The organism is Pseudomonas putida (genome assembly GCF_016406145.1).
Classification (GTDB): Bacteria; Pseudomonadota; Gammaproteobacteria; order Pseudomonadales; family Pseudomonadaceae; genus Aquipseudomonas; species Aquipseudomonas putida_E.
Map to the genome: position 1 here is coordinate 5,524,582 of NZ_CP066306.1, position 24,239 is coordinate 5,548,820.

The following is a 24,239-nucleotide window of genomic DNA, read 5'->3' on the forward strand; positions in this document are numbered from 1 at the left end:
AAAGCTCCTTGTGCTCAAAAGTCATAACGGGCGGTGGCGCCGAAGGTGCGCGGGGTGCCAAGCACGCCGGCATAGCCGCCGTTGGCGGAATTCCACAGGCTGGTGAAGTAGGTCTTGTCGCCGGCATTCTTCACCCACAGCGACAGATCGAGCACGCCATCGCCCTGGTCCAGGCGCACGCCAGTGGACAGGTTGACCAGCGCGTAGCTGGGGATCTGGCCGAAGTCGGAATCGTCGATGGTGCCGACCGCCTTGGAGCGGAAGGCATAGCTGGCGGTGACATAAGGCTCGATGTGCTCGGTCAGCTGCCATTTGTACTGGCCGTTGAGGTTCGCGATGTACTTGGAGGCGCCGACCACCTGGTGGCCGGACAGGTCGCAGGTGGCAGTGGCATTGACCAAGCTGACCTCGGGTGGGCACGGCGCATCGTCGTACTCGGTGTAGCGCACGTCATTCCACGAGCCATTGAAATTGACCGTCAGCCCACGAATCGGCAGCGCGGTGGCCTCGAACTCAAGGCCCCGCGAACGCACACGCCCGGCGTTGGCCAGGTACTGCACGCGGTTGATGTGGTCGTAGACGTTGGCCTGGTATCCATGTACCTCGGCCCAGAACAAGTTGGCATTGAGTTGCAGGCGGTCATCGAACAGGGTGCTCTTGAGACCGACTTCGGCGTTGTTGACCCGTTCCGTACCGACCAACAACGAGTCGGTACCCAGCCGCGGCGCCGCGCCGACGGTGAGGTTTATACCTCCGGATTTTTCACCGTGGGTCAGGGTGGCGTAGCCCAGAAGTTGCTCGTTGAAGCGGTAGCTCAGGCCGAGCAGGCCGGAGGGGCTGAAGCTGTACTGGTTGAGGTCACCCGAGTCATAGGCCCCCACCCTGCCCTGGCGCGCCGCAGCAGCGGCGCCGGTCACGAGCGCTCCGCCAACCGGCGCATCACGTGTCACCGACGCGCTCTTCTCTTCATAGGTGCCGCGCACACCGGCGGTGAAGTCGAGGCGGTCGGTGACGTGCCAGGTGCCTTGGGCGAACAGGGCATAGCTGTCGGTATCGATGTGCCCGTCACCCAGTGTAGTGACGTCGTTCAGGGCACCGGCGGGCGTAGCGCTCCAGACGTCGGCCTGCGGGCCGTAATAGGTGAAGGATTTGTTGTCCAGGTCCTGCTTGAAGTAGTAGGCACCGAGTACATAATCGAAAAAGCCTCCGGTGGGCGACGCCAGGCGGATTTCCTGGGAATACTGCTTGTCGCGCACCGCGACCCCTGCGTTGTAGGCCGCCGGCACGTTGAGACCATCGTCGTTGCGCGGGGTGAAGTCCCACCAACGGTAGGCGGTGATCGAGGTGAGGGTGAAGTCATTGGGCAGCGTCCAGTTGGCCTCCACGGAGGTACCTCCCTGGAACACCGTTACCTGCTGATCGGAATCGAAATTGACCTTGCGGTCCTTGCCCGAGACCAGTGTGGCACCGGCCAGGGCGGCCAGGCTTTCGTAACGATTGACGCCATTGATGGTCGGCCCGGAGCTGTACAGGCTGAGGATGCCGTTGTTGGAATCCTCTTCGTTGTACTCGCCGATCCAGCGCAGGTTAAAGGTTTCGCTCGGCTGGAACAGCAACTGGGTCCGAAAGCCCTGCCGCTTGCCGCCGTTCAGATGATCGCCGTTGTGAATGTTCTTCACATAGCCGTCGTCTTCGGTACGGTAGGCACTGATTCGCCCGGCCAAGGTGTCGCTGATGGGCCCGGAAAAACTGCCCTGGGTCTGCAGATAACCATCCTCGCCAATGGACTGCTGGATGCTGCCCTCACGGTGGAAGGTCGGCTTGCGCGAGGTGATGTTCAGCACCCCGGCCGTGGTGTTCTTGCCGAACAGCGTACCTTGCGGGCCACGCAGTACTTCCAGTTGCTCGACATCCAGCAGGTCGAACACCGCCATGCCAGGGCGCCCGAGGTAGACGTTGTCCAGGTAGATGCCAACGCTGCCTTCCAGGCCATCGCTAGCCGGGTTGTTGCCCAGGCCGCGGATCGAGATGCTCGACTGGCGGGCATGCACATAGGACACGTTGGTGCTTGGCACCAGTTGTTGCAGGTCCTGCACACGGTAGATGCGCTGTGTTTCCAGAGTTTCGCTATTGAGCACGCTGATCGGCGTGGGCACGCTTTGTGCGGTTTCCTCACGGCGGCGGGCATTGACGGTGACGGTGCCGAGCTTGGCGTCCTGCGCCACGGCGGGGGCAGTGCTGACCGGTTCTTCGGCGAAGCTGCCATTGGAAGCAGCCAGCAGAACGCCAGCGGCCAAGGGTTGCAAGGTGAAACGCGACGCGCGCGCAGGCCAACGGGAAATTCGGGACATGCAAATGCTCCTTGAGGCATTGCCCTGGCGAGCATTTCCGTTGGCGGAACCGAATCGCGGCTAAGTGGGCTTATATTCTTTTAAGAGATATAAATATGTTTTATTCATATTTTGAGGAATAAGTAACAGTCTTTATAAGGGGGCTCACCCTGTTCATCAATTGCATTCGACCGAAAGTTTTCATGTAAAAAATGCATATCGACCTTCGCCAGCTCCGCCATTTCATCGCCCTTGTCGAACACCGCAGTTTCGTCGCTGCGGCGGCTGCGGTGAACCTGTCGCAATCGGCCTTCAGCCGCAGCATCCAGACCCTGGAGCACAACGTCGGCTGCCGCCTGGTCGACCGCGCCAGCAAGGAGCTTTCACCCACCCGTCAGGGCCTGCTGGTGCTGGAGCACTCCCGCCGGCTGGTGCACGGCGCGCACAATCTGGTTAACGAAATCCACCAGTTCAATGGCGCCACTACGGGCGTAGTGTGCTTCGGCTCAGGCCCTGCCCCCGCGGGCGGGCTAGTGCCACGGGCAGTGGCGCGCTTCGTCGCTGAATACCCGGCGGCGCGTACCTGTTTTCAGGTGGATAACTGGCAGGCCCTGAACCGCAAGCTGATTGCCGAGGAGATCGAATTCTTCGTTGCCGACACCCGCCAGTTCGAGTCCGACCCGGACTACCGCGTGCACAAGCTGACACCACAGCGCTGGCACTTCTGTTGCCGCGCCGGACACCCGCTGACCGAGCGCTACCAGGTTAATGCGCGGGATGTATTCGAGTACCCGCTGGCGACCACTTTCCGCCCGCCGAACATCCGCAAGATCCTCACTGAACTGAGCGGCAGGCAGGACTTTCTGCCCTCAGTAGAGTGCGAGCACGGCTATGCGTTGCTCAACGTGGTGATGCACTCGGATACCATCGGCATTGCCTGCAATGCCAACTTGCGGCCTTATCAGGCGGGGCAGGGGCTGGTGGCGCTGCGGTTGGCGGACCTGGCGCCGGAGCAGGAGGAGTCTTTCTACACCCGCTATGGCGTGGTTAGCCGGGTGGGGTATGGGTTGTCGCCACTGGCGCAAGGAATGGTCAGGCAGTTGGTGGCCTGTGATACCGAAGAGTAAAAAGTGGCCTTGCGTCGCGAAAGGGCCGCAACGCGGCCCCAACACTATCAGCCTTTGCGCGTAGTCCGGCTCAGTTGCCCATCAACCCCAACCGGTACCTCACCGGCCAATGTCACCCGGCGCACGATGCGCGGCTGGGTGCCGTAATCATCCACCGCATAATGCTGCGTCGCTCGGTTGTCCCAGATCGCCACGTCCCCCGCCTCCCAGCGCCAGCGCACGGTGTTTTCCAGGCGAGCGACATGTCCTTGCAGCAGCGCGAACAGGTGCTGCGAGTCGGCCAGCGAGTAGCCCTTTATGCGTTTGACGAAGTGCCCCAGCTGCAGCGCCCGCTCACCACTGATCGGGTGCACCCGTACCACCGGGTGCTCGGTCTCGTACACCGTCGAGGTGAAGACTTTGCGATAACGCTCGAGTTTGGCCGGGTCGACATCCGGCTTGATGCTCGCGTAGTCATATTCGTTGCTGTGCACCGCCCAGAGTTTGTCGGCCAGTTCGCGCAACGGCTCGGGCAGTTCCTGATAGGCGGCAGCGGTATTGGCCCACACGGTATCCCCGCCAGAGGCAGGGGCGACCACGCTGCGCAGGATCGAGGCCTTGGGGTAGGCGTCGACGAAGGTCACGTCGGTGTGCCATGAGTTGGCCCGCTGGCCTTCGGCACCATCGAGCTGGAGCAGGTAGCTGGTGCCGTCGACCACCGGCACGGTGGGGTGAGCTACCGGCTCGCCCAGCAGCTTGGCAAAACCTTCCTGGCTCAGGTCATCCAGGTGGGCTTGGCCGCGGAAGAAGATCACCTTGTACTGCACCAAGGCAGCCTGGATGGCCGCGACCGTGGCGGCGTCGAGGTCGGCGGAGAGCTTCACGCCACGAATTTGCGCGCCGATACGACCGGCAACGGGTTGGATATCGAGTTCGAGGGCTTGCGGCGCAGTGGCCAGTGCAGCAGTACTCATGGTTGTGGTCCTCACGGTCATTGTTGGGGTCAAGGGTTCAGCGGGCGGCTTGTACGGCTTGTTCCTGTTGCAACGCGGTATCGAGAAAGCGCGGCTCGACCCAGTCAGCTACTTGGAAGCTGCGGCGGATAAGGCGCTCCTGTGCAGCAAGGTCCACGCCTTGTTGCAACTGGGCGAGGAAGGCCGCATCCAGGCGCGGGTCGAAGTAGTGGGCAAGGTCTTCCTTGGCCAGGTCGTCACTGAGGATGCTGCGCGGCCAGCTTGCATTGCTTGCCACCAGGTCGACGAAGGCATCGCGGTTGTGTTCGTCGCGCAGCCAGCGGGTCGCTTGCTGCTGGGCGTTGACCAGCCGCTGTACCAGCTCGGGGTATTTGCGGATGAACTCGCCGGTACCCAGCAATACCGCCTGGGTACTACCAGCGCCTTCCAGGTCTCGAGAGTTGACCGGTAGTTCGACCAGGCCGCGCTCACGCAACGAAAGCAGGCTGGCAAGGCCCCAGGTGGCGTCGATCTGCTTGGCGGCGAGCGCGGCGTTAGCTGCATTGAAATCCAGGTTGATCACTTTCAAATCGCGCTCAGACAGCCCTTGGCTAGCGAGGGCGCTGGCAAACGACAGCTGGTTGGCAGTGCCGCGGAACACCGCGACGCGCTTGCCTTTGAGGTCGTGCAAGGTCTTGATGCCCGACCCCGGCACGACGCCCAGATAGCTTTTCACCCCGCGCACACCGGCAGACAGCACGCGGGTGTCGAGGCCATTGGCCTTGCCGACGATCGCTGCCAGGTCGCCCAGGTAGGCGAAGTCTGCCTGCCCGTTGGCCAGTGCCTCATTGACCACCGGCCCAGCGCCCTTGAAGAAGCGCCAGTCGATACGAATACCGTCCTTGGCAAATTCCTTTTCCAGCAGCTGCTGGTCACGCAGCACATCAACGACACCGCCGGCACTGTGCTTGCTGCCAGCGCTCAGGTCGGGCACGGCTATACGGATGCTCTCGGGCTTGGCCGAATCGGCCGCCTGGGCGCTGAAGGCGGACAAAACGAGTAGCCCGAAGGCGGGGATCAGGTGGCGCAGCGGGGTTTTCATGGCAAGGCTCCTTGGCAGGCTGCCACCGGCGATGGCCGGCGCTTTGGCCAGAAGCTAGGCAGGTCTGGTTAGAAGCTACAAATATCAAAACTTCATTTTTTAGTAGCTGAAAGGCATAAACCAAGCAGCACGCGGCTCGGCGGACAGCTTGCGGAAAACGCATGGAAAATATGACGAAAACGCAATGACGTGAGGCTTCCGTATGCAGGGTGCGCATGCTCTTATCTCTTGAAGTCCACATATGTGAATTTTTAATTCCATAAGTGCATAACCTAAAAACGCTTCGTAGAGATGGCCGATGAATGGAATTCTGAGCAAGCGAGCGTGGGTACGGCTGGGGCCGCTACGCGGCCCTTCCACGGCCCAAGGCCGCTCCCGCATACTTGCGGTGTTGTTGCCTATTCTGATCGCGCTGTTGTGGGTGGCGGCGAGCCAACAGCACTGGATGAGTGAGCAGATACTGCCGGCGCCCTCGCTGGTCTGGCAGAGTGCCGTTGAGTTTGGCTCCGGTGAACTCTGGGGGCACTTGTGGATAAGTCTGCAGCGGCTGTGGTGGGGATTGCTGGTAGGTATTGCCAGCGGCTTGCTGCTTGGGGCGTGGCTCGGGACTTCGCGCAATGCGCAGACGCTAGTGCTGCCTACCTTCGTCGCGCTGGCACAGATCCCCACCTTGGCATGGATCCCATTGTTCATGCTGTTTTTCGGCATCGGGGAACTGCTCAAACTGGTCGTACTGGTGAAAGCCGTGGTGGTGCCGGTCACCCTGCATACGCTGGTCGGCGTACGCGATACCCAACCCAAGTTGCGTGAAGCCGCTGCAGCGTTGCGCCTGCCGCCTCATCTGCTGATACTCCGCCTGCTGTTGCCCGCCGCCCTGCCCGCTTTCCTGACTGGCGTGCGACTTGCCCTGGCTACCGGCTGGACCTCCTTGTTGGCCGTGGAGTTGCTGGCCTCCAGCGAAGGCATCGGTTATTTGATGGTGTGGGGCAGGCAACTGTTCATGCTCGACCTGGTGCTGCTGTGCATCCTGATGATCGGACTGGTCGGCGGGCTCATGGACCGAGGTTTTTCGACGCTGGAGAAGCGCCTGCTGTACTGGCCACAACCGGCCACGGGCGAACACCAGCGCGGCCCACTGCCCACAGGCTGGCTGAGCCTGTTGCTGCCCGTGGCCCTGCTGATGCTCTGGCAGGCCAGCAGCAGCTTCGGCTGGATCGATCAAAACATTCTGACTTCGCCCTTGGATGTCGTGCGTACGCTGTTCGCAGGCCTGGCCGATGGCTCACTGCCTGAAGCCATGCTGCTGAGCCTGCAGCGCACCTTGACCGGCTTGGTGCTTGGCGGCGGTGCGGGCTTGCTGTCGGGGCTGCTGCTGGGGCTTTCACACAACGCCGAGCGGCTGTTCGGGCCAAGCCTTTCGGCACTGCGCCAGGTAGCGTTGTTCGCCTGGGTGCCGCTGCTGACGGCCTGGTTCGGCCTGGGTGAGGGCGCCAAGAATGTGTTTGTCGGCCTGGCAGCATTCTTTCCACTGCTGATCGCTACGCAGCGCGGTACCGCCAGCCTCTCGCCACAACTGGGCGAAGCTGGCCGCACGCTGCGCCTGAACCAGTGGCAACGCCTGCGCCTACTGGTGCTGCCCGGCGCTGCTCCGGCCATCTTTGCCGGGCTGCGTCTGTCGCTGATCTATGCCTGGCTAGGCACCATCGGCGCTGAATATTTCATGCCTTCGGACGGCGGCATCGCCAGCCTGATGATCGGCGCACAACAGTTGTTCCGCATGGACCAGGTCATGGCCGCCATGCTTCTGATCGGCCTGGTCGGCGCCCTGCTGGGCAACCTTGGACAACGCCTCGAAATGCGCGCCACGCGCTGGAGAACCGCATGAACGCTTTCAACACCTCACAGCTGCTTGCGGCCAACCAACCTGATACCACGCCAGCGCTGGTGAGCTTCGAAGGAGTGGGCAAGGTTTTCACCGTCGATGGTCATTCCTTGGAAGCCATCCGCAATTTCAATCTGTCGATCAACGAGGGCGAATTCATCGCCATCGTCGGCGCCTCCGGGTGCGGCAAGTCCACCCTGCTGCGCCTGCTGGTCGGGCTGGACACTGACTACAGCGGCAGCATTCGTGTCGATGGCCAACCTGTGAGCGGCATCGGTGGCGAACGCGGCATCGTATTCCAGGAGCATCGATTGTTCCCTTGGCTGACGGTTGAGCAGAACATCGCCCTGGGGCTGGTGAATGAGCAGCTGACTCAGGGCGAGCGTGCCCGTCGCGTGCATGAGTTCGTGCTGTTGGTAGGCCTGGTCGGCTTCGAGTCCGCTTACCCGCATCAGCTTTCCGGTGGCATGGCCCAGCGCGTGGCGATCGCCCGAGGTCTGGTGGCCAGCCCTCGCATCCTGCTGCTGGATGAGCCGTTCGGTGCGCTCGATGCGCTGACCCGCCAGCAGCTGCAGGATGAGCTGCTGGGCATCCGCGAACGTGCCGGCATCACCACGTTGCTGGTCACTCACGACGCCGAGGAGGCAACTTACCTGGCGGACCGGGTCGTGGTACTGGAGCCGCGCCCTGGGCGGATCAAGTCGGTGGTCGACATTGATCTGCCGCACCCGCGGCTGCGCACAGGCGTGGCGCTGCATGGGCTGCGTGAGCAGGTGCTGCACCAGATCACCGGTGATGGCGGTTACCTGCCGCCGCCAACGCGACGGGTGGAGGGGTTGCGGCCGGAGCTGATTGCGCTCTGACTGAATCAGGCGGTAGCTGTAGAGCGGTGTTTACCCAGATCGTACAAGTACGCCCAAGGATAGATCCCCCGCTCATGACCATCGCTGAATACCAGTTGCACGCCATACCCTTGTGCTTCGATCCGCTCGATGCGGACATCGGCGGCAACCACTGCAATGCCTCCCAGCAACCGCGCCGCGCGGCATTGCGAGCAGGGGCATGCACCGCGCAAGCGCGCATGGCTGATGCTGTGCTCGCCATCCTCCCATTCCAGCAGCAACTGTCCGACCCCGCGCAGGTTGCTGATTGCCCCCGGCGCGTTCATCACGCCACCCCGCGCAATTGCGCCAAGGCAATGCGCACCGCCTTGCGCACCTCCGGGTCGCTATCGGCCTCGGCGGCCTGCAGCAATGGCAAGGCACGCGCCTGGCCCAGCTCGCCGAGGGCCAAGGCCGCCTCCTTGCGAAGGTTGGCGATGCCGTGCCCGAGCAGATCGCCAAGGGCATCCAGTGCAGCGGCATAGCGCAGGCGTCCCAGTGAACGCGCCGCACGCAGGCGTACCTGCCAGAAACCGTCGGCAAGTGCATCCACCAGCGCCGGCCCAGCCTCAGCCTGGCCTACCTTGCCCAGGGTGGTCGCAGCTTCTTCACGCACTTGCCAGACCGCATCGTTCAACGCTGCCACCAGCGCAGGCAGCACGGAGCTGCCACGCGCAAGCCCTAGCGCACCAATAGCTGCGCGACGCACTTGCGCGTCCGGCTCACCCTCGGCCAGCCTTGCCAGTGCCGGCACCGCGGGCTCGTGTTTGAGCCAACCAAGGATGCCCACCGCCTCACGTCGCACGGCCGCATCGTCATCCGCCAGCGCGAGCAGCGCAGGCGCTGCGGCATCTTCCAGGCGCAGTTCGCGCAGGGCACGCAGGGCGCTGGTGCGAACAAAGGCCGCTGCGTGGCTGACCCAAGGCAGGATCAGTTGCCCGGCTTCCAGGCTCTTGAGTTCACTGAGGCTCTGCGCTGCGGCCAGGCGCACCGGCTCGGCAGGATCGGCCAACGCAGCGCATAGGGCCTGTACCACCTCTGGCTCTTCCCACGCTTCGAGCAGCCGCGCGGCTTCAGTGCGCACCTCATCGGCCGCATCGACCAACAGCGCATCGGTGAGCCAAGGCAAACCGTCCGGGTCTTCCAGGTCGGCCAGCTCGATCAGCGCGATGCGCCGCACACCTGCGTCGACGTCTTCAAGGCGAGACAGCAGAGCAATGATGGCCGGGTTGTCGATGTTGCGTTCAGTCATAGCGCGATCCGTAGTGGAGGGTGGTCGGTGTCCGGCAGGCCCAACGGGGTCAGCCGCGGCAGTTCGCGACCTTCTTCGTGGCGCAGCAAGGCCAGGCAGTGACGTTTGAGATGGGTGAATTGCGGGCTGGTCAACAAGCCGGCGCGGCGTGGCCGCAGAAAGTCCAGCTGCAGGTCCTCGATGAAACGCCCCGGGCGCGGGCTCATCACCAGGATGCGATCGGCCAGGAACAGGGCTTCATCGATGTCATGGGTGACGAACACCACAGTAGTGCGAATACGCGCCCAGATATCCAGCAACAGTTCCTGCATGCGTGAGCGGGTTTGCGCATCAAGGGCGCCGAAAGGTTCGTCCATGAGTAACAGGCGGGGACGATTGATCAGCACCCGGGCGATTTCGGCGCGCTGTTGCATGCCACCGGACAGCTGGCTGGGCCAGCGCCCGGCAAAGTCGGCCAGGCCCACCAGTTGCAGCATCTCGCGCGCCTGACGCTGGCGCTCGGCCTTGCCCAGGCCTTGCATCTTCAGGCCGAACGCGACGTTGTCGAGCACACTGCGCCAAGGCAGTAGGGTGTGGTGCTGAAACACCATGCCGCGCTGCGGCGACGGCCCATTGATGACCTGATCGTCCACGCTCAGTACGCCATCGCTGGGGGCCAGGTGCCCGGCAAGTGCTCCGAGCAACGTGGACTTGCCACAACCGGAAGGCCCGAGGATGCACACGAACTCACCGGGCGCGACGGCGAAGTCCAGGCGCTGCACTGCCTCGAACGCCTCAGCACCTTGGCCCATACGGATGGACAGGCCGCGCCCTTCGATGCGCCCAGGCGCCAGGGCCTGTTGACAACGGCTCATCAGGCGGCCCTCCGCGTGCGATACCAAGGGGTGGCCAGTGCGCCGAGCTGCTTGACCAGAGCACTGCTACCCATGCCCAGCACGCCGATCAGTAACATGCCGACGATGATGTCCGGGTAGTTCTGCAAGGTGTACGACTCCCAGGTGTAATAGCCGATGCCGAACTGCCCTGAGATCATCTCGGCAGTGACCAAGCAGAACCACGAGGTTCCCATGCCGATGGCCAGCCCAGTGACGATACTGGGCAGCGCACCAGGCAGTACCACCTCACGCAGGATCGCCCAGCGCCCGGCGCCTAAGCTACGCGCGGAGGCCACCAGGCGCGGGTCGACCGCCTCGACGCCATGCACGGTGTTGAGCAGGATGGGGAACAGCGCGCCGGTAAAGGTGATGAAGACCATCGACAGCTCCGAAGAAGGGAACATCAGGATCGCCAACGGTATCCAGGCCACCGCCGGGATCGGCCGCAGTACCTCAAGGGGCGGCAACAGCGTGTCTTCGGCCCATTGCGACCGTCCGATCAGCAGCCCCAGCGCCACCCCCAGCAGCGCCGCGACGCTATAGCCGGCAAATACCCGCGACAGGCTGCTGCCCAGGTGCGCCAGCACGGCACTGGACGTGAGCAATTGCCAGGCGGCATCCAGCACCGCCCTGGGTGTGGGCACATAGGTGAAGCTGAACAGCCCGAGGTCGAGCTTTGCGCTGGCTGCCACCTGCCAGAACGACAGGCAGGCAAGCAGCGAAGCGAGGCGCAGCGGCCAACGTTTGAGATCGCGGGTCATTACCATGCCTCCCGGTCAGCGCTGGGCAACCAGCTTCTGGTTGGCGCTGACGAAGTCCAGCACTTCTGCGCCATGAGCCTTGGCGTACTGCTCGGCCTGATCCTTGAGCAGGAAGGCGGCCAACTCACCCTTGGTGTTGCGCACGAACCAGGCCTGGTTAGCCAGCAGCTTGATGCCGCTGTCGGCGGCCTGGGCGTAGATGGCGCGGATGTCCTTGCCTTCCTGCTCAAGCTGGGCAAGGGCACCAAGGGCGGCCTCAGGCGAGGCATAGTGGCGAACCTTGTCTTCCCCCCGCACCCAGATCTGCGCCAAGCGGCTGAAATCGGTAATCGGTTTGCCGGTCAGCGCATCTGCAGCCTTGAGCGGCAGCGGGTCGTAGTTTTGCAGCGCCTTGTCGTAATCCACACCCGCCTGCGTGAAGGCGGCGCGGATGTACTGATCATCGATGAACTGGCGGGTATCGAGCTCCCGATCGGTCCTCTTCAGCAGCTTGAGGGTGTCGATGGAGGTGGCGACTGCTTTGCGGTACTCGGGCTTCCAGGTCAGATCGCGGGTTTGCAGGCCCAGCGGCCCATGGAACAGGTAATTGACCTCGGCTTCAATCCCGGTGACCTTCTCGATCAGCTCACTGTACTTCTCGGGCTCGGTGGCAATCAGGCGGTCGGCCTCAAGGCTCGCACGCAGGTAGGCGGTGACGACCTCGGGATATTGGCGGGCGTATTGGGCATCGACCAAGGCACCATGGAAGGTCGGCGCATTGGCCTGGGCACCGTCGTAGATCTTGCGGGCGAAACCACGGTTGGGGAACAGTTCGGCGAACGGCACGAAGTCGGCGTGGGCTTCGATGCGGTTGCTGCGCAAGGCCGAGCCTGCGATCTCCGGGGCCTGGGCGATGATTCGCACGTCTTTGTGCGGGTCCCAGCCCTGGGCCGCAATGGCGCGCAACAGCATACCGTGGGCCGTGGAGGCAAACGGCACGGAAATGGTCTTGCCCTTGAGTTCGCTAAGCGATTGCACGGCGGAGGCCGCCGGCACGACGATGCCGTTGCCGCTGCCGTGCACACTACCCGACAGCACACTGATGAACAGGCTGCGTTTACCTGCATCCAGGTGAGCGACGCCATTGAACGAGCCAGGGAAGTCGGCCATGGCGCCGAAGTCGAGCTTGCCGGCGACCATTTCGTTGGTCAGTGGCGCTCCGCTGGTGAAGTTCTTCCACTCGACCTGATACTGGGCATCCTTGTACCTGCCGTCATGCGGCAGGTACTTCTCCAGCAGGCCAAGTTCGCGAATCAGCAAGCCGCCGGTGGCGCAGTTGATGGTGGTGTCCTGGGTACCGATGGCGATACGGATGGTTTCGGCACTGGCGTTAAGGCCAGTGAGTGCCAGCGCAAGGCCGGCCAAGTTTGCTACAAGGCGCATGGGTGCTTCCCCTCGAATCGTTTGAAGTATTGGAATCGTCTCCGCCACCAGGCTTGGGTGGTGGGAAACGAGGGGCATTGCAGAGGGCGTCCGGTGGCTCGCCGGATGGCCTGGGAGGGTCAGCGCAGCAGGTAAGGGATGTCGACCTTCACTGCACCAGTAGGGCAATCTTTTTCGCAGGGCATGCAGTACCAGCACTCATCAAAGGCCATGTAGGCCTTCTGGGTGGCCGGGTTGATGGCCAACAGGTCCATTGGGCAGACCTCAACGCACACGGTGCAGCCTTTTTCAGCGATGCATTTGTCTTCGTCGATGGTCACCGGGGCGCTGCTGCGAAAGAAAATCTCTTGGGGTTGGTAGGCCATTTCACGGTTTCCTCGGGGCCTTTGGCCCTCGTTGTCGTTCATTGCCGGGGCCGCTGTGCGCCACCCCACTCACGCGGCATCGGCCTTGACCCGTAGCCGGTCGTAGGCAGTCTGTTCCTCGGCATCCAAGGCAATGAGGTAGGGTTCGACGGCTTTCTTGAAACTGGTCATTTCACCGTCCTCGCCCTTCTTCAGGTGGCAATGACAAAACCACTGGCCATCGTTGCGCTCGGGATAATCGACACGATGGTGGTAAAGACCCCAGCGGCTTTCTTTGCGGAACAGCGAAGCGCGGGCGGCCATTTCGGCGCAGTCGCGGATCACCGATACTTCCATCGCACGCATCAGCTCATGTGGGTTGTTGGCCTTGATCTGCTCAAGGTCACGCGCGATCTCAGCAAAGCGCGCCAGGCCGATTTCCATTTTCCTGGTCACCTTGGGGGGCTGCAGGTAGTCGTTGACCATGCGCCGCAGCTTGTATTCGACTTGCGCTGGCGGCTGGCCATGCTCGCGGTGCAACGGCGCGAACACGCGCTCACGTTCGCGCTCTACCTGGGCCACATCGACCTCGGCCAGCTCGCGCCCGGCCACGTACTGCGCGGCGTTGACGCCAGCAAACCAGCCATAGGTGAACGCACCGAGCATGTAGTTGTGCGGCACCGCAGCCATGTCGCCCGCGGCGTACAGGCCCCTGACGCTGGTCTCGGCCTTCTCGTTGACCCACACACCCGAGGCCGAATGCCCGGAGCAGAAACCGATCTCGGAGATATGCATCTCGACCATGTGCTGGCGGTAGTCGGTACCGCGCCCGGCATGGAACTGGCCACGGCTGGGGCGCTCGTTGCTGTGCAGGATATGTTCGATGTTCTGGATGGTCTCCTCTGCCAGGTGATCAAGTTTAAGGAACACCGGACCATTGCCGCCTTCGAGCTCCTGATGGAACTCCCACATCATCTGCCCGCTCCAGTAATCGCACTCGATGAAACGCTCGCCTTTGCTATTAGCGGTATAACCACCCAGTGGGCCCGTCACGTAGGCGCAAGCCGGGCCGTTGTAGTCCTTGATCAACGGGTTTATCTGGAAGCACTCAAGGTTGGCCAGTTCGGCGCCTGCGTGATAGGCCATGGCGTACCCGTCACCCGCGTTGGTGGGGTTCTCATAGGTACCCATCAAATACCCCGAAGACGGCAGGCCCAGGCGCCCGGCAGCACCGCAGGCAAGGATCACCGCCTTGGCACGCACCACGCGAAACTCGCCACTGCGGCAGTCGAACCCGAGTACTCCGGCCGCCGCACCATCACTGTCGAGCAACACACGGGTGCAAACCATGCGATTGCTGATCTCGATACGGGCCCGCTTGAGCTGGCGGTAGAGCACCTTCTTGATGTCGTGGCCTTCGGGCATGGGCAACACGTAGGCGCCCATGTGATGGACCTTCTTTACCGCGTAGTCGCCGGTCTCGTCCTTCTCGAACTTCACACCCCAGCGGTCGAGCTGTTCAATGGTTGCAAAGCTGTGGGTGGCATAGGCATGTACGGTGGCCTGGTTGACGATACCGTCATTGGCAACGGTAATTTCCTTGGTGTACTGCTCGGGTGTAGCGTGCCCAGGGATGATCGCGTTGTTCAGGCCATCCATGCCCATGCTGATGGCGCCACTGCGCTTGACGTTGGCCTTGTCCAGCAGCAACACGCGCAGACTTTTGTCCTGCTCCTTGGCTTTGATAGCGGCCATCGGGCCAGCAGTGCCGCCGCCGATGACGATGATGTCGTAGTCCTGGGTCTCGATGCTCATGCCTTGCCCCCTTTCTGGCGGTCGATGCGCAGGCGGTACTGGAAGGCATCGCCGCGGTAGTAGAGGTGTTCGAAGTCCAGCGGTGTGCCATCAGCGGCATGGGTGAGGCGCTCGATGCGCATGATCGGCGCCCCCTCTTCCACTTCCAGTGCCTGGGTCAGGTCGCTGTCGGCCAAGACCGCATCGATGGCCAGGTCAGCGTGACCAAGCGCGATGCCGCAGTCGTTTTCCAGCAGCAAGAAAATGTCGCGGGTAACCAAGTCGGCTTTTTCCAGTTTTTCCCCCACAGCCTTTGGCAACCAGGTCAGCTCCAGTGATACCGGCTCACGGTTGATCAGGCGCACCCGCCGAATCTCAGTCACAAGGCTGCCCTCCTCGACCTGCAGGCGCGCCGCCACCAACGCATTGGCTGGCACATGGCGGAAGCTGCGCAGCCGGTTCAGCACTTCGTAGCCCATCTGCGTCATAGATTCAGCCAAACCTTGCAGGGTGCTCACGTTCTGGAACGCCTTGGGCTTGGCGACGAAAGTGCCTTTGCCGTGAATCTTGAAGATCAGGCCCTCCTTCTGCAGATCGCCCAAGGCCTGACGCACAGTGATGCGGCTGACGTCGAACGACTTGCCCAGTTCGCTTTCTGAGGGCATGCGGCTGTGGGGGGCGTAGGTGCCGTCGAGTATGCGCTCGCGCAGCAATTCCTTGAGCTGGGTGTAGAGCGGTACCGGTGAAAGTGGGAGCAGTTCGGCCATGGTTCTCTTCGCTGATTGGGCACTTGTTATAACAAGTTGTGACCAGAGAATAGCGGGCATAAGAATTGACCGTGAAATACTGTTATTGCATATGCATATAGAGGTTTGCGGTTGCCCTGCGGGCCCTTCACGCGCAACCCACGCAAGGGGAATCACCCATCCGGCAAAATTCCGAAATCCTTTATCGGCCCGGGGGTGTCGGGCCCGGCTAGCCTTGATCAGGACCTCATCACTTGGCACGGACGCCACCATGCACAACCCCGACGATCGATCCCTCGACCTCAAGCGCGTGCTGGACACGTTGCAAGCCGACCAGCGCCTGAGCGCCAACGACGCTAGGCAAGTACTCGAATACGCCAACTCACAGCCACCTCGCCATCCGCTCGAAACCGTAGCGGCCCTGGGCCTCGAAGACCGCCAGCACCCCGGCCAGCGCCTGCATCTGGACTGCCTGTGCCAATGGCTCGCCAGAAAAGTCGGGCAGCCTTACCAGCGTATCGACCCACTGCAACTCGACCTGTCTCAGGTCAACGGGCTGATATCGCCAGCATTCGCCCATCGCCACGGCATACTCATCCTGGCCAGCGACAGCCTGGGCATCACCGTGGCCAGTGCGCAGCCTTACCAGTGTGACTGGCAAACCGATCTGGCCCGCAGCCTGGGCAAGCCGATCCGCCGCGTGCTCGCCAGCCCCCTGCAGTTGCGCCAGGTGGGCCAGTCGTTGTCTCGCCTCGCCCACTCGGTGCAAGGCGCCCAGCATCAGCAGTCGGCAAGCCTGGGTGAGCTGGAGCAGTGGCTGGAGCAGGACAAGCGCCAGGGCAACGCCACGGCAGACGACGCGCATATCGTGCACATCGTCGACTGGCTGCTGCAGTACGCTGTCGAACAGCGCGCCAGTGACATCCATCTTGAGCCGCGCAGCGAGCAGGGCCGATTGCGTTATCGCATAGACGGCCTCCTGCATACGGTCTACGCCTTCCCGGCCAGCGTGACCCTGGCCGTCGTCAGCCGCCTGAAGCACTTGGGCCACATGGATGTCGCGGAGAAACGCCGGCCGCAGGATGGCCGCATGAAGTGCAGCCTGCCAGGTGGCCGCGAAGTGGAATTGCGCCTGTCTACCCTGCCCACCCCCTTTGGCGAAAAGCTGGTACTGCGGTTGTTCGACCCACAACAGCTACAGGAAGACTTCGACCGCCTGGGCCTGGAAGGTGAACAACTGCAGCAGTGGCAGGCCCTGCTGCAGCGCCGTCATGGCATGCTGCTGGTCACCGGCCCTACCGGTTCAGGCAAGACCAGCACGCTTTACGCAAGCCTGAAGCGGCTGGCCACACCCGAGGTCAACTTGTGCACCATCGAAGACCCGATCGAACGCCTGGAGCCGGCGTTCAATCAATTACAGGTGCAGCCGACACTGGACCTCAGCTTCGCCAACGGTGTACGCGCGCTGCTGCGCCAAGACCCTGACATCATCATGATCGGCGAGATCCGCGATCGCGAGACGGCTCTGGTAGCCGTGCAAGCTGCCCTTACCGGACACCTGGTGCTCTCGACCCTGCACACCAACGACAGCTGTGGGGCCATTACCCGCCTGCTGGAACTGGGCGTGCCCGATTACCTGATCAAGGCCTCCCTGAGTGGGGTGATGGCACAGCGCCTGGTACGCGTGCTGTGCCGTGAGTGCCAGGGCTGCGCAGCATCGGCCAGCGGCCAGCCTTGCCTGATGTGCCGGGGCACCGGCTTTGATGGTCGAACGGGCGTGTTCGAGCTACTGGTCCCGAGCGAAAGCCTGCGCGCCCGGATAGGCGCCGGAGCGGACCTTGCCAGCTTGCGGCGACAGGCATTGAGCGAAGGGTTGCTGGACCTGAAACGCTGCGGGGAGGCAAAAGTGGCCCGTGGACTGACCTGCCAAGAGGAAGTGCTGCGGGTCTGCACATGAGCAAAAAACCCTTGTTTTCGAGGAACTTACGCCCCGCAGACACAATCAAATCGGGCTCCATCAGCCCTCACCCTTCGAGGTGTTTCATCATGCGTCTCCCAACCGCCATCGCAGCCGCTGCCCTGCTTTCGCTGCCCATTGGCTCCGCCATGGCCGATACCTTCTGGCGCAACGTGATTTCTTCCGGCGCGACCACGGCATCGACTTACCTGACCTCCAGAGATCACAAGCTGGTCGTCGCGGCGCAGGATGACGCCGGCAGCTTCGTTGCCAGTGAAGGTGCTATTCGTGGGCCGTTCCTGGAGGCGGCCATGCGTCAGGTGCGGGCTGAGAACCCAGGCATGCAAGCCAGCGACATGGAACTGGCCAATGCCATCCTGGCGAAGAATGCGATAGCCGAGTAAGGCCCAGGGGCTGCTGTGCAGCCCCAGTTTCAGCTCAGCGATACGCCTCCACCGGTACGCACGCACAGAACAGATTCCTGTCCCCATACACATTGTCGACCCGGTTCACCGCTGGCCAGTACTTGTGCTGGCGCACGTGAGCGCTGGGGGCCACCGCCTGCTCAAGGCTGTAAGGCCTGTTCCACGGTGCCAGCACATCGGCCAGGGTATGCGGCGCATGTTTGAGCGGGTTGTCTTCCGCCGGCCAGTTACCCTCCTGGACCTCCCCGATCTCCGCACGGATCGCCAGCATGGCCTCGACGAACCGGTCCAGCTCGGCTTTCGACTCGCTCTCTGTCGGTTCGACCATCAAGGTCCCGGGAACCGGGAATGACATGGTCGGGGCATGGAAGCCATAGTCCATCAGGCGCTTGGCCACATCCTCTTCAGTTATCCCGGTAATTGCCTTGAGCGGCCGCAGATCAAGAATGCACTCGTGCGCCACCCGCTGGTTTCGGCCTCTGTACAGCACCGGGAAAGCACCACCAAGCTGGCTGGCCAGGTAGTTGGCCGACAGGATGGCCACTTCGCTCGCATCGGCCAATTGCGGCCCCATCATGGCGATGTACATCCAGCTGATCGGCAAGATGCTCGCACTGCCCCAGGGCGCAGCGCTGACCGCGCTGTTGTTCGGGTCCAGGCCCGGCACCGGCACCACCGGATGACTGGCGACGAACGGCTTGAGGTGTGCACGGATACCAATCGGCCCCATGCCAGGGCCGCCGCCACCGTGCGGGATGCAGAAGGTCTTGTGCAGGTTCATGTGCGAGACATCGGCGCCGATGTCAGCCGGCCGCGTGAGACCGACCTGGGCGTTCAGGTTGGCGCCGTCCATGTAGACCTGGCCACCGTGCTGGTGCACCACCTCACATATTTCCCGGATGCCCTCCTCATACACACCATGTGTCGACGGGTAGGTAACCATCAGGCAGGACAGCCGCTCGCCTGCAGCATTGGCCTTGGCCTTGAGGTCGTCGAGGTCAACGTTGCCATCGTCATCGCAGTCGACGATCACCACTTCCATGCCAGCCATCTGCGCCGAAGCAGGGTTGGTGCCGTGGGCCGACGAAGGGATCAGGCACAGCGTACGTTGAGGCTGATGACGGCTGCGGTGGTAACGGGTGATTGCCATCAGCCCGGCGTATTCGCCCTGGGCACCTGAGTTGGGCTGCATGCAGATCGCGTCAAAACCGGTAATAGCGCACAGCCAGCACTCCAGCTCGTCGATCATCGCTTTGTAGCCGGCGACCTGAGCATCGGGCGCAAAGGGATGAAGCTGAGCGAATCCGGGCCAGGTAATGGGGATCATTTCGCTGGTGGCGTTGAGCTTCATGGTGCAAGAACCCAGCGGGATCATCGATTGGTTCAGCGCCAGATCCTTGTTCTCCAGCTGCTTGAGGTAGCGCAGCATCTGCGTTTCGCTGTGATGCAGGTTGAACACCGGGTGGGAAAGAAACGGTGTGCGCCGCTCCAGTGCAGCCGGAATACCCTCTACCACGGCATGCTGGTCAAGCGTAGTGACCTCAAGGCCGTGATCCACGCCAAGAAAGATGTCGAACAGCCGAAGCACGGTTTCTTCGCTGCATGTTTCGTCCAGGCTCACACCCAGGTGGCCGCGGCCCAGAATGCGCAAGTTGATACACGCCGCTTGCGCACTTTCGATGATCGCCGCCTGAGCACCGCCGACATCCAGGGTAAGGGTGTCGAAGAAATGCTGGTTAAGGCGTTTGATGCCCTTGGCCTCAAGGCCGGCGGCCAGCACGACGGTCAGCCGGTGCACGCGCTGTGCGATGCGCTGCAAACCCTCAGGGCCGTGGTACACCGCATAAAAGCCGGCGATGTTGGCCAGTAGTACCTGGGCGGTGCAGATGTTGGAGTTGGCTTTTTCGCGCCGGATGTGTTGCTCGCGGGTCTGCAGGGCCATTCGCAGTGCGGTATTGCCACGGGCATCACGCGACACGCCGATGATGCGCCCCGGCATCGCCCGCTTGTAGTCCTCGCGACAGGCGAAATAGGCCGCATGCGGGCCGCCATAGCCCATCGGCACGCCAAAGCGCTGGGTCGAGCCAAGCACTACGTCTGCGCCAAGCTCGCCCGGCGGCGTGAGCACCACCAGGCTTAACAGGTCTGCCGCCACGCATGCCAAGGCATGCTGGCCGTGCAACTGGTCAATCAGCGGGCGCAGGTCACGCACTTCCCCATGGGTATCCGGGTACTGCAGCAAAGCGCCGAATACCTGGTGTTGGGCAAGGTTATCCACAGCGTCGACGATCAGCTCGAAACCAAAACCTTCAGCCCGGGTTTGCAACACGGACAGTGTCTGCGGGTGACAGTGTTCATCGGCAAAGAAGGCATTGCTCTTGTTACGCGCCACGCGTTTGGCCAAGGCCATGGCCTCGGCTGCGGCGGTGGCTTCATCGAGCAGTGAGGCATTGGCCAAGGCCAGGCCGCTCAGATCGATGACCATTTGCTGAAAGTTGAGCAGGGCTTCCAGCCGGCCTTGGGCGATTTCTGGCTGGTAAGGCGTATAGGCGGTGTACCAGCCGGGGTTCTCCAGCACGTTGCGCAGGATGACGGTTGGCGTGACGGTGCCGTGGTAACCCATGCCGATCAGGCTGGTCCACACCTGGTTCTGCTCGGCATAACCGGCGAGCTTGGCCAACGCAGCCTGTTCATCCAGAGCGGCGGGCAGGTCGAGGGCGCGGTTGAAACGGATATCCGGCGGGACGGTCTGTTCGATCAGCTCGCTGCGGCTGCTCAAGCCCAGGGCGTTGAGCATGGCCTGCTGCTCCGAGGCATCTGGCCCCAGGTGACGACGCAGGAATGGGTTGAGCTCTTGCAGTTGATGCAGGGATGGCGACTGGGACATGACGACGCTCTCTTCCTAGACCAGGCCTCGTGGAGATTTATAAGTCTAGGAAGGATTGCCGATACTGCGGAAAAACTTGCTTCGCCAGTGCCGGCCTCATCGCCGGCAAGCCGGCGATGAGGCCAGAATGATCACTCGCCGATAGCGGCGCCGTAACCAGCAGCATCCAGCAGCTTGTCCAGTTCGGCCTTGTCGCTTGGCTTGAGCTTGAAGATCCAGGCGCCGTAAGGCTCTTCGTTGAGCAGCTCCGGGCTGTCGGCCAGGGCTTCGTTGACCGCGATCACTTCGCCACCCACCGGGGCATAGATATCCGAAGCGGCCTTGACCGACTCGACCACGCCAGCAGCATCGCCGGCAGCGAATACTTTGCCAACCTCTGCCAGTTCCACGAACACCACATCACCCAGGGCCTCTTGAGCGTGGTCGCTGATACCCACGGTCACAGTACCGTCGGCTTCCAGGCGCGCCCACTCGTGGCTTTCGGCAAAACGCAGATCGGCGGGGATATTGCTCATGTCTTGTATTCCTCGATTGGGTCAGCGGTCGGCCCGCCGTTGATTGTTCAGATCAGAATCTTGCCGTGACGCACGAAGGTCGGTTTGACCACCCGCACCGGGTACCACTTACCGCGAATCTCGACCTCGGCACGGTCACCGGTGGCCATGGGTACACGCGCCAGGGCAATGGATTTGCTCAGCGTAGGAGAGAAACTACCACTGGTGATCTCCCCTTCGCCAATGCCGGCAACGCGAACCACCTGATGGGCGCGCAAAACACCGCGCTCCTCCAGCACCAGGCCGACCAGCTTGTCCTGCACGCCGCGCTCGATTTCCGCCAGCAGGCCAGCGCGGCCGATGAAATCGCGCTCGGCCGGCTCCCAGGCGATGCTCCAGCCCAGGTTGGAGGTAAGCGGGGTGTGGTCTTCATCGATATCCTGGCCGTACAGGTTCATGCCGGCCTCCAGGCGCAAGGTGTCGCGGGCGCCAAGGCCACTGGGGGCGATGCCAGCGCCGACCAGGTCGTTGAAGAAGGCCACGGCCTCATGGCCCGGCAGGATGATTTCCAACCCGTCTTCACCGGTGTAACCGGTGCGGGCAATGAACCAGTCGCCCTCGCCAACCCCTTCGAACGGGCGCAGCTCACGGATAAGCGCAGCGCGCGAAGCGCTGAGCAAGGCTGCGACCTTCTCGCGGGCCTGGGGCCCCTGGATGGCGAGAATGGCCAGGTCAGGGCGCACCTTGAAACCGACCGAGAAGCCGGTACTGCGGGCCTCCAGCCACGCCAACACATTGGCGCGGGTGGCGGCATTGGTGATCAGCCGGTAGCCATTTTCCGTGCGGTAGGCGATTAGGTCATCGATAACCCCGCCCTCTTCGTTGAGCAGCGGGCTGTACAGAGCCTTGCCGACACCCGCAAGGCGGGCAACGTCGTTGGCCAGCAAACGCTGCAGCCAGACGGTGGCATCGGCACCATCTATGTCGATCACGGTCATGTGGGAAACATCGAACACCCCACAGTCACTGCGCACCTGATGGTGCTCTTCGACTTGCGAGCCGTAGTGCAGGGGCATGTCCCAGCCACCGAAATCGACTGTCTTGGCGCCTAGCGCCAGGTGCAAGTCGTACAAAAGCGTGCGCTGTCCCATGGGTTTCTCCTTCCGGGCGTGGCGAAGCGGCGGCGGTCGATGACGTTTGGTCGTCAGCTCTTCTTGTAGGACCCGTCGCGCGAATGCCGCGCATTGTAGCCGCAAGGGCGCGGGCTGGCACCCTCAGTGACTGTGACCGGGGCGCCTGGCTGAACGACGAATCAGGCCGATGACCGGCAGCAGGCCAACCAGCACCAAGGTCAAAGCGGGCAGTGAGGCACGGGCCCACTCCCCTTCACTGGTCATCTCGAACACCCGTACGGCGAGGGTATCCCAGCCGAAGGGCCGCATCAGCAACGTTGCAGGCATTTCCTTGAGCACATCGACGAAGACCAGCAGTGCAGCGCTGAGGGCACCGGGAACCAGCAGCGGCATATACACTTTGAAAAACAATCTCGCCCCTCCGACACCCAGGCTCCGTGAAACCTCGGGCAACGACGGGCGGATGCGCTCCAGGCTGCCTTCCAGTGGCCCATAGGCCACGGCGATGAAACGTACCAGATAGGCCACCAGCAAAGCCGCGAGGCTACCCAGCAGCAACGGCTTGCCTGCCCCACCCAGCCACGTCGACAGAGGGATCACCAGGTGGTTGTCCAGGTAACTGAAGGCCAGCATGATCGACACCGCCAGCACCGAACCGGGCAAGGCGTAGCCCAGGTTGGCCAGGCCGACCCCGGCACGGATGCCGCCAGTCGGCGCCTGACGCCGGGCAAAGGCCAGCACCAGTGCGACGCAGACCGTGATCAAGGCTGCCATCGCGCCCAGGTACAAGGTGTGCAGCACCAGGCCAACATAGCGCTCGTCCAGGTCTTGCCGCCCTCGCTGCCAGAACCATACCAGCAACTGCAGCAGCGGGATGACGAAGGCACAGGCAAATACCAGCAGGCACCAACCACTGGCCAGCAGTGCCTTCAGACCGCGCAGGTGATAGAGGGCCTGACCCCGAGGGCGTTCATTTGCGCTACGCGAGGCGCCACGAGCTCGTCGCTCTCCGTACAGCACCAGCATTACCGCCAGCAATAGCAGGCTGGCCAGTTGAGCCGCGCTGGACAGGCTGAAGAAGCCGTACCAGGTCTTGTAAATGGCGGTGGTGAACGTGTCGAAATTGAACACCGCCACCGCGCCGAAATCTGCCAAGGTCTCCATCAGGGCCAGCGCAATGCCTGCGCCGATGGCCGGCCTCGCCATGGGCAGCGCAACCCGCCAGAAAGCTTGCAGCGGCGAAAGACCCAACACCCGCGCCGCTTCCATGAGCCCCTTGCCCTGGGCCAGGAATGCCGTGCGTGCGAGCAGGTAGACATAGGGATAGAACACCAGCACCAGCACGACAATCACCCCGCCGGTGGAGCGCACCCGCGGCAGGCGCATGGGCCCGAACACTTCACGCAAGGCGCTTTGCACTGGGCCGGCGAAATCAAGCAGGCCGACGAAGACGAACGCCAAGACATAGGCAGGGATGGCAAACGGCAGCATCAGTGCCCAGTCCAGCCAGCGCCTGCCGGGGAACTCGCAAAGGCTGGTGAGCCAGGCCAGGCTCACGCCAAGCACCGTGACGCCTACGCCTACGCCCGCCACCAGGGTGAGCGTGTTGCCGAGCAGGCGGCTCATCTGGGTGTCGAGCAGGTGCGACCAGATCTGCACGTCGATCGACTGCCAGGACAGCAGCAAGACGCTCAGGGGCAAGAGCACGAGTGCGGCAGTCAGGGTGACCGGGAGGTACCAGCGGCGTTGGGGAGCGTGGGGCAAGGCAACTGTCTCTGTGGCAGATGGCAACCGCTGCGCGGTCGTTCGCATTGCAAGCCCGTTCCCACAGGTACAGCGCAGACCGCAGGGGCAGCGCTGTACCTGTGGGAACGGGCTTGCTTCGCGAAGAGGCC

20 protein-coding genes are annotated in these 24,239 nt (G+C 62.7%); 5 read left to right on the forward strand and 15 right to left on the reverse strand.

What is annotated here, in order from left to right; translation table 11 throughout:
• Positions 1-14: 14 nt before the first annotated feature.
• Positions 15-2,351, reverse strand: a complete 2,337-nt coding sequence (locus JET17_RS25510; RefSeq protein ID WP_012316757.1) for a TonB-dependent receptor — start codon at positions 2,349-2,351, stop codon at positions 15-17.
• A gap of 191 nt (positions 2,352-2,542) precedes the next feature.
• On the opposite strand from JET17_RS25510, the gene JET17_RS25515 reads away from it, so the two are divergent.
• Entirely contained in the window at positions 2,543-3,457 is a 915-nt protein-coding gene (locus JET17_RS25515; protein ID WP_012316758.1) for a LysR family transcriptional regulator, read from the forward strand.
• Positions 3,458-3,504: 47 nt separating this feature from the next.
• Here the strand turns inward: JET17_RS25515 and JET17_RS25520 are convergent, their stop codons facing one another.
• Together JET17_RS25520 and JET17_RS25525 are read right to left on the reverse strand one after the other, a co-directional pair.
• Positions 3,505-4,410, reverse strand: coding sequence for a TauD/TfdA dioxygenase family protein (locus JET17_RS25520; protein WP_012316759.1), 906 nt, complete (start codon positions 4,408-4,410; stop codon positions 3,505-3,507).
• A gap of 37 nt (positions 4,411-4,447) precedes the next feature.
• Positions 4,448-5,491, reverse strand: a complete 1,044-nt coding sequence (locus tag JET17_RS25525; RefSeq protein ID WP_012316760.1) for an ABC transporter substrate-binding protein — start codon at positions 5,489-5,491, stop codon at positions 4,448-4,450.
• Between the two features lie 298 nt (positions 5,492-5,789).
• On the opposite strand from JET17_RS25525, the gene JET17_RS25530 reads away from it, so the two are divergent.
• Positions 5,790-7,376 (forward strand): ABC transporter permease, encoded by a 1,587-nt coding sequence (locus JET17_RS25530; RefSeq protein WP_012316761.1) that lies wholly within the window; start codon positions 5,790-5,792, stop codon positions 7,374-7,376.
• Positions 7,373-8,236 (forward strand): ABC transporter ATP-binding protein, encoded by an 864-nt coding sequence (locus JET17_RS25535; protein ID WP_012316762.1) that lies wholly within the window; start codon positions 7,373-7,375, stop codon positions 8,234-8,236. The genes JET17_RS25530 and JET17_RS25535 overlap by 4 nt, the downstream gene beginning before the upstream one ends.
• 5 nt (positions 8,237-8,241) lie before the next feature.
• Here the strand turns inward: JET17_RS25535 and JET17_RS25540 are convergent, their stop codons facing one another.
• From JET17_RS25540 to JET17_RS25575, 8 genes are all read right to left on the reverse strand, one after another.
• On the reverse strand, positions 8,242-8,541 hold the full coding sequence (locus JET17_RS25540; RefSeq protein WP_012316763.1) for a DUF971 domain-containing protein: 300 nt from the start codon (positions 8,539-8,541) through the stop codon (positions 8,242-8,244).
• Positions 8,541-9,506, reverse strand: a complete 966-nt coding sequence (locus JET17_RS25545; RefSeq protein ID WP_012316764.1) for a HEAT repeat domain-containing protein — start codon at positions 9,504-9,506, stop codon at positions 8,541-8,543. Before JET17_RS25545 ends, JET17_RS25540 begins: the two co-directional genes overlap by 1 nt.
• Entirely contained in the window at positions 9,503-10,360 is an 858-nt protein-coding gene (locus tag JET17_RS25550; RefSeq protein WP_012316765.1) for an ABC transporter ATP-binding protein, read from the reverse strand. The genes JET17_RS25545 and JET17_RS25550 overlap by 4 nt, the downstream gene beginning before the upstream one ends.
• Complete coding sequence (locus JET17_RS25555; RefSeq protein WP_012316766.1) at positions 10,360-11,142, reverse strand: ABC transporter permease; 783 nt, start codon at positions 11,140-11,142, stop codon at positions 10,360-10,362. Before JET17_RS25555 ends, JET17_RS25550 begins: the two co-directional genes overlap by 1 nt.
• A 15-nt stretch (positions 11,143-11,157) precedes the next feature.
• On the reverse strand, positions 11,158-12,564 hold the full coding sequence (locus JET17_RS25560) for an ABC transporter substrate-binding protein (RefSeq protein ID WP_012316767.1): 1,407 nt from the start codon (positions 12,562-12,564) through the stop codon (positions 11,158-11,160).
• A 119-nt stretch (positions 12,565-12,683) separates the two neighbouring features.
• Positions 12,684-12,929 (reverse strand): 4Fe-4S dicluster domain-containing protein, encoded by a 246-nt coding sequence (locus JET17_RS25565; protein ID WP_008096634.1) that lies wholly within the window; start codon positions 12,927-12,929, stop codon positions 12,684-12,686.
• Between the two features lie 69 nt (positions 12,930-12,998).
• Positions 12,999-14,723, reverse strand: coding sequence for a fumarate reductase/succinate dehydrogenase flavoprotein subunit (locus tag JET17_RS25570; RefSeq protein WP_012316768.1), 1,725 nt, complete (start codon positions 14,721-14,723; stop codon positions 12,999-13,001).
• A complete protein-coding gene (locus tag JET17_RS25575) occupies positions 14,720-15,469 on the reverse strand; it encodes a GntR family transcriptional regulator (RefSeq protein ID WP_012316769.1) in 750 nt (249 codons plus the stop codon). The genes JET17_RS25570 and JET17_RS25575 overlap by 4 nt, the downstream gene beginning before the upstream one ends.
• Before the next feature lie 250 nt (positions 15,470-15,719).
• Here JET17_RS25575 and JET17_RS25580 point away from each other — a divergent pair, with 250 nt between their 5' ends.
• Complete coding sequence (locus JET17_RS25580) at positions 15,720-17,405, forward strand: GspE/PulE family protein (protein WP_012316770.1); 1,686 nt, start codon at positions 15,720-15,722, stop codon at positions 17,403-17,405.
• Positions 17,406-17,494: 89 nt separating this feature from the next.
• A complete protein-coding gene (locus JET17_RS25585; RefSeq protein ID WP_012316771.1) occupies positions 17,495-17,809 on the forward strand; it encodes a DUF2388 domain-containing protein in 315 nt (104 codons plus the stop codon).
• A gap of 34 nt (positions 17,810-17,843) precedes the next feature.
• On the opposite strand, the gene gcvP is transcribed toward JET17_RS25585, so the two are convergent.
• The 4 genes from gcvP to JET17_RS25605 form a co-directional block, all read right to left on the reverse strand.
• Entirely contained in the window at positions 17,844-20,717 is a 2,874-nt protein-coding gene (gene gcvP, locus JET17_RS25590; RefSeq protein ID WP_012316772.1) for an aminomethyl-transferring glycine dehydrogenase, read from the reverse strand.
• Between the two features lie 131 nt (positions 20,718-20,848).
• Complete coding sequence (gcvH, locus tag JET17_RS25595; RefSeq protein WP_012316773.1) at positions 20,849-21,232, reverse strand: glycine cleavage system protein GcvH; 384 nt, start codon at positions 21,230-21,232, stop codon at positions 20,849-20,851.
• Between the two features lie 47 nt (positions 21,233-21,279).
• The gene (gcvT, locus tag JET17_RS25600) at positions 21,280-22,362 is read right to left on the reverse strand and encodes a glycine cleavage system aminomethyltransferase GcvT (RefSeq protein WP_012316774.1); all 1,083 of its coding nucleotides are present in this window, start codon (positions 22,360-22,362) and stop codon (positions 21,280-21,282) included.
• 123 nt (positions 22,363-22,485) lie between these two features.
• Positions 22,486-24,156 carry an ABC transporter permease gene (locus JET17_RS25605; RefSeq protein WP_012316775.1) on the reverse strand — a complete coding sequence of 557 codons (1,671 nt, stop codon included), beginning with the start codon at positions 24,154-24,156 and terminating at the stop codon, positions 22,486-22,488.
• Positions 24,157-24,239 lie beyond the last annotated feature (83 nt).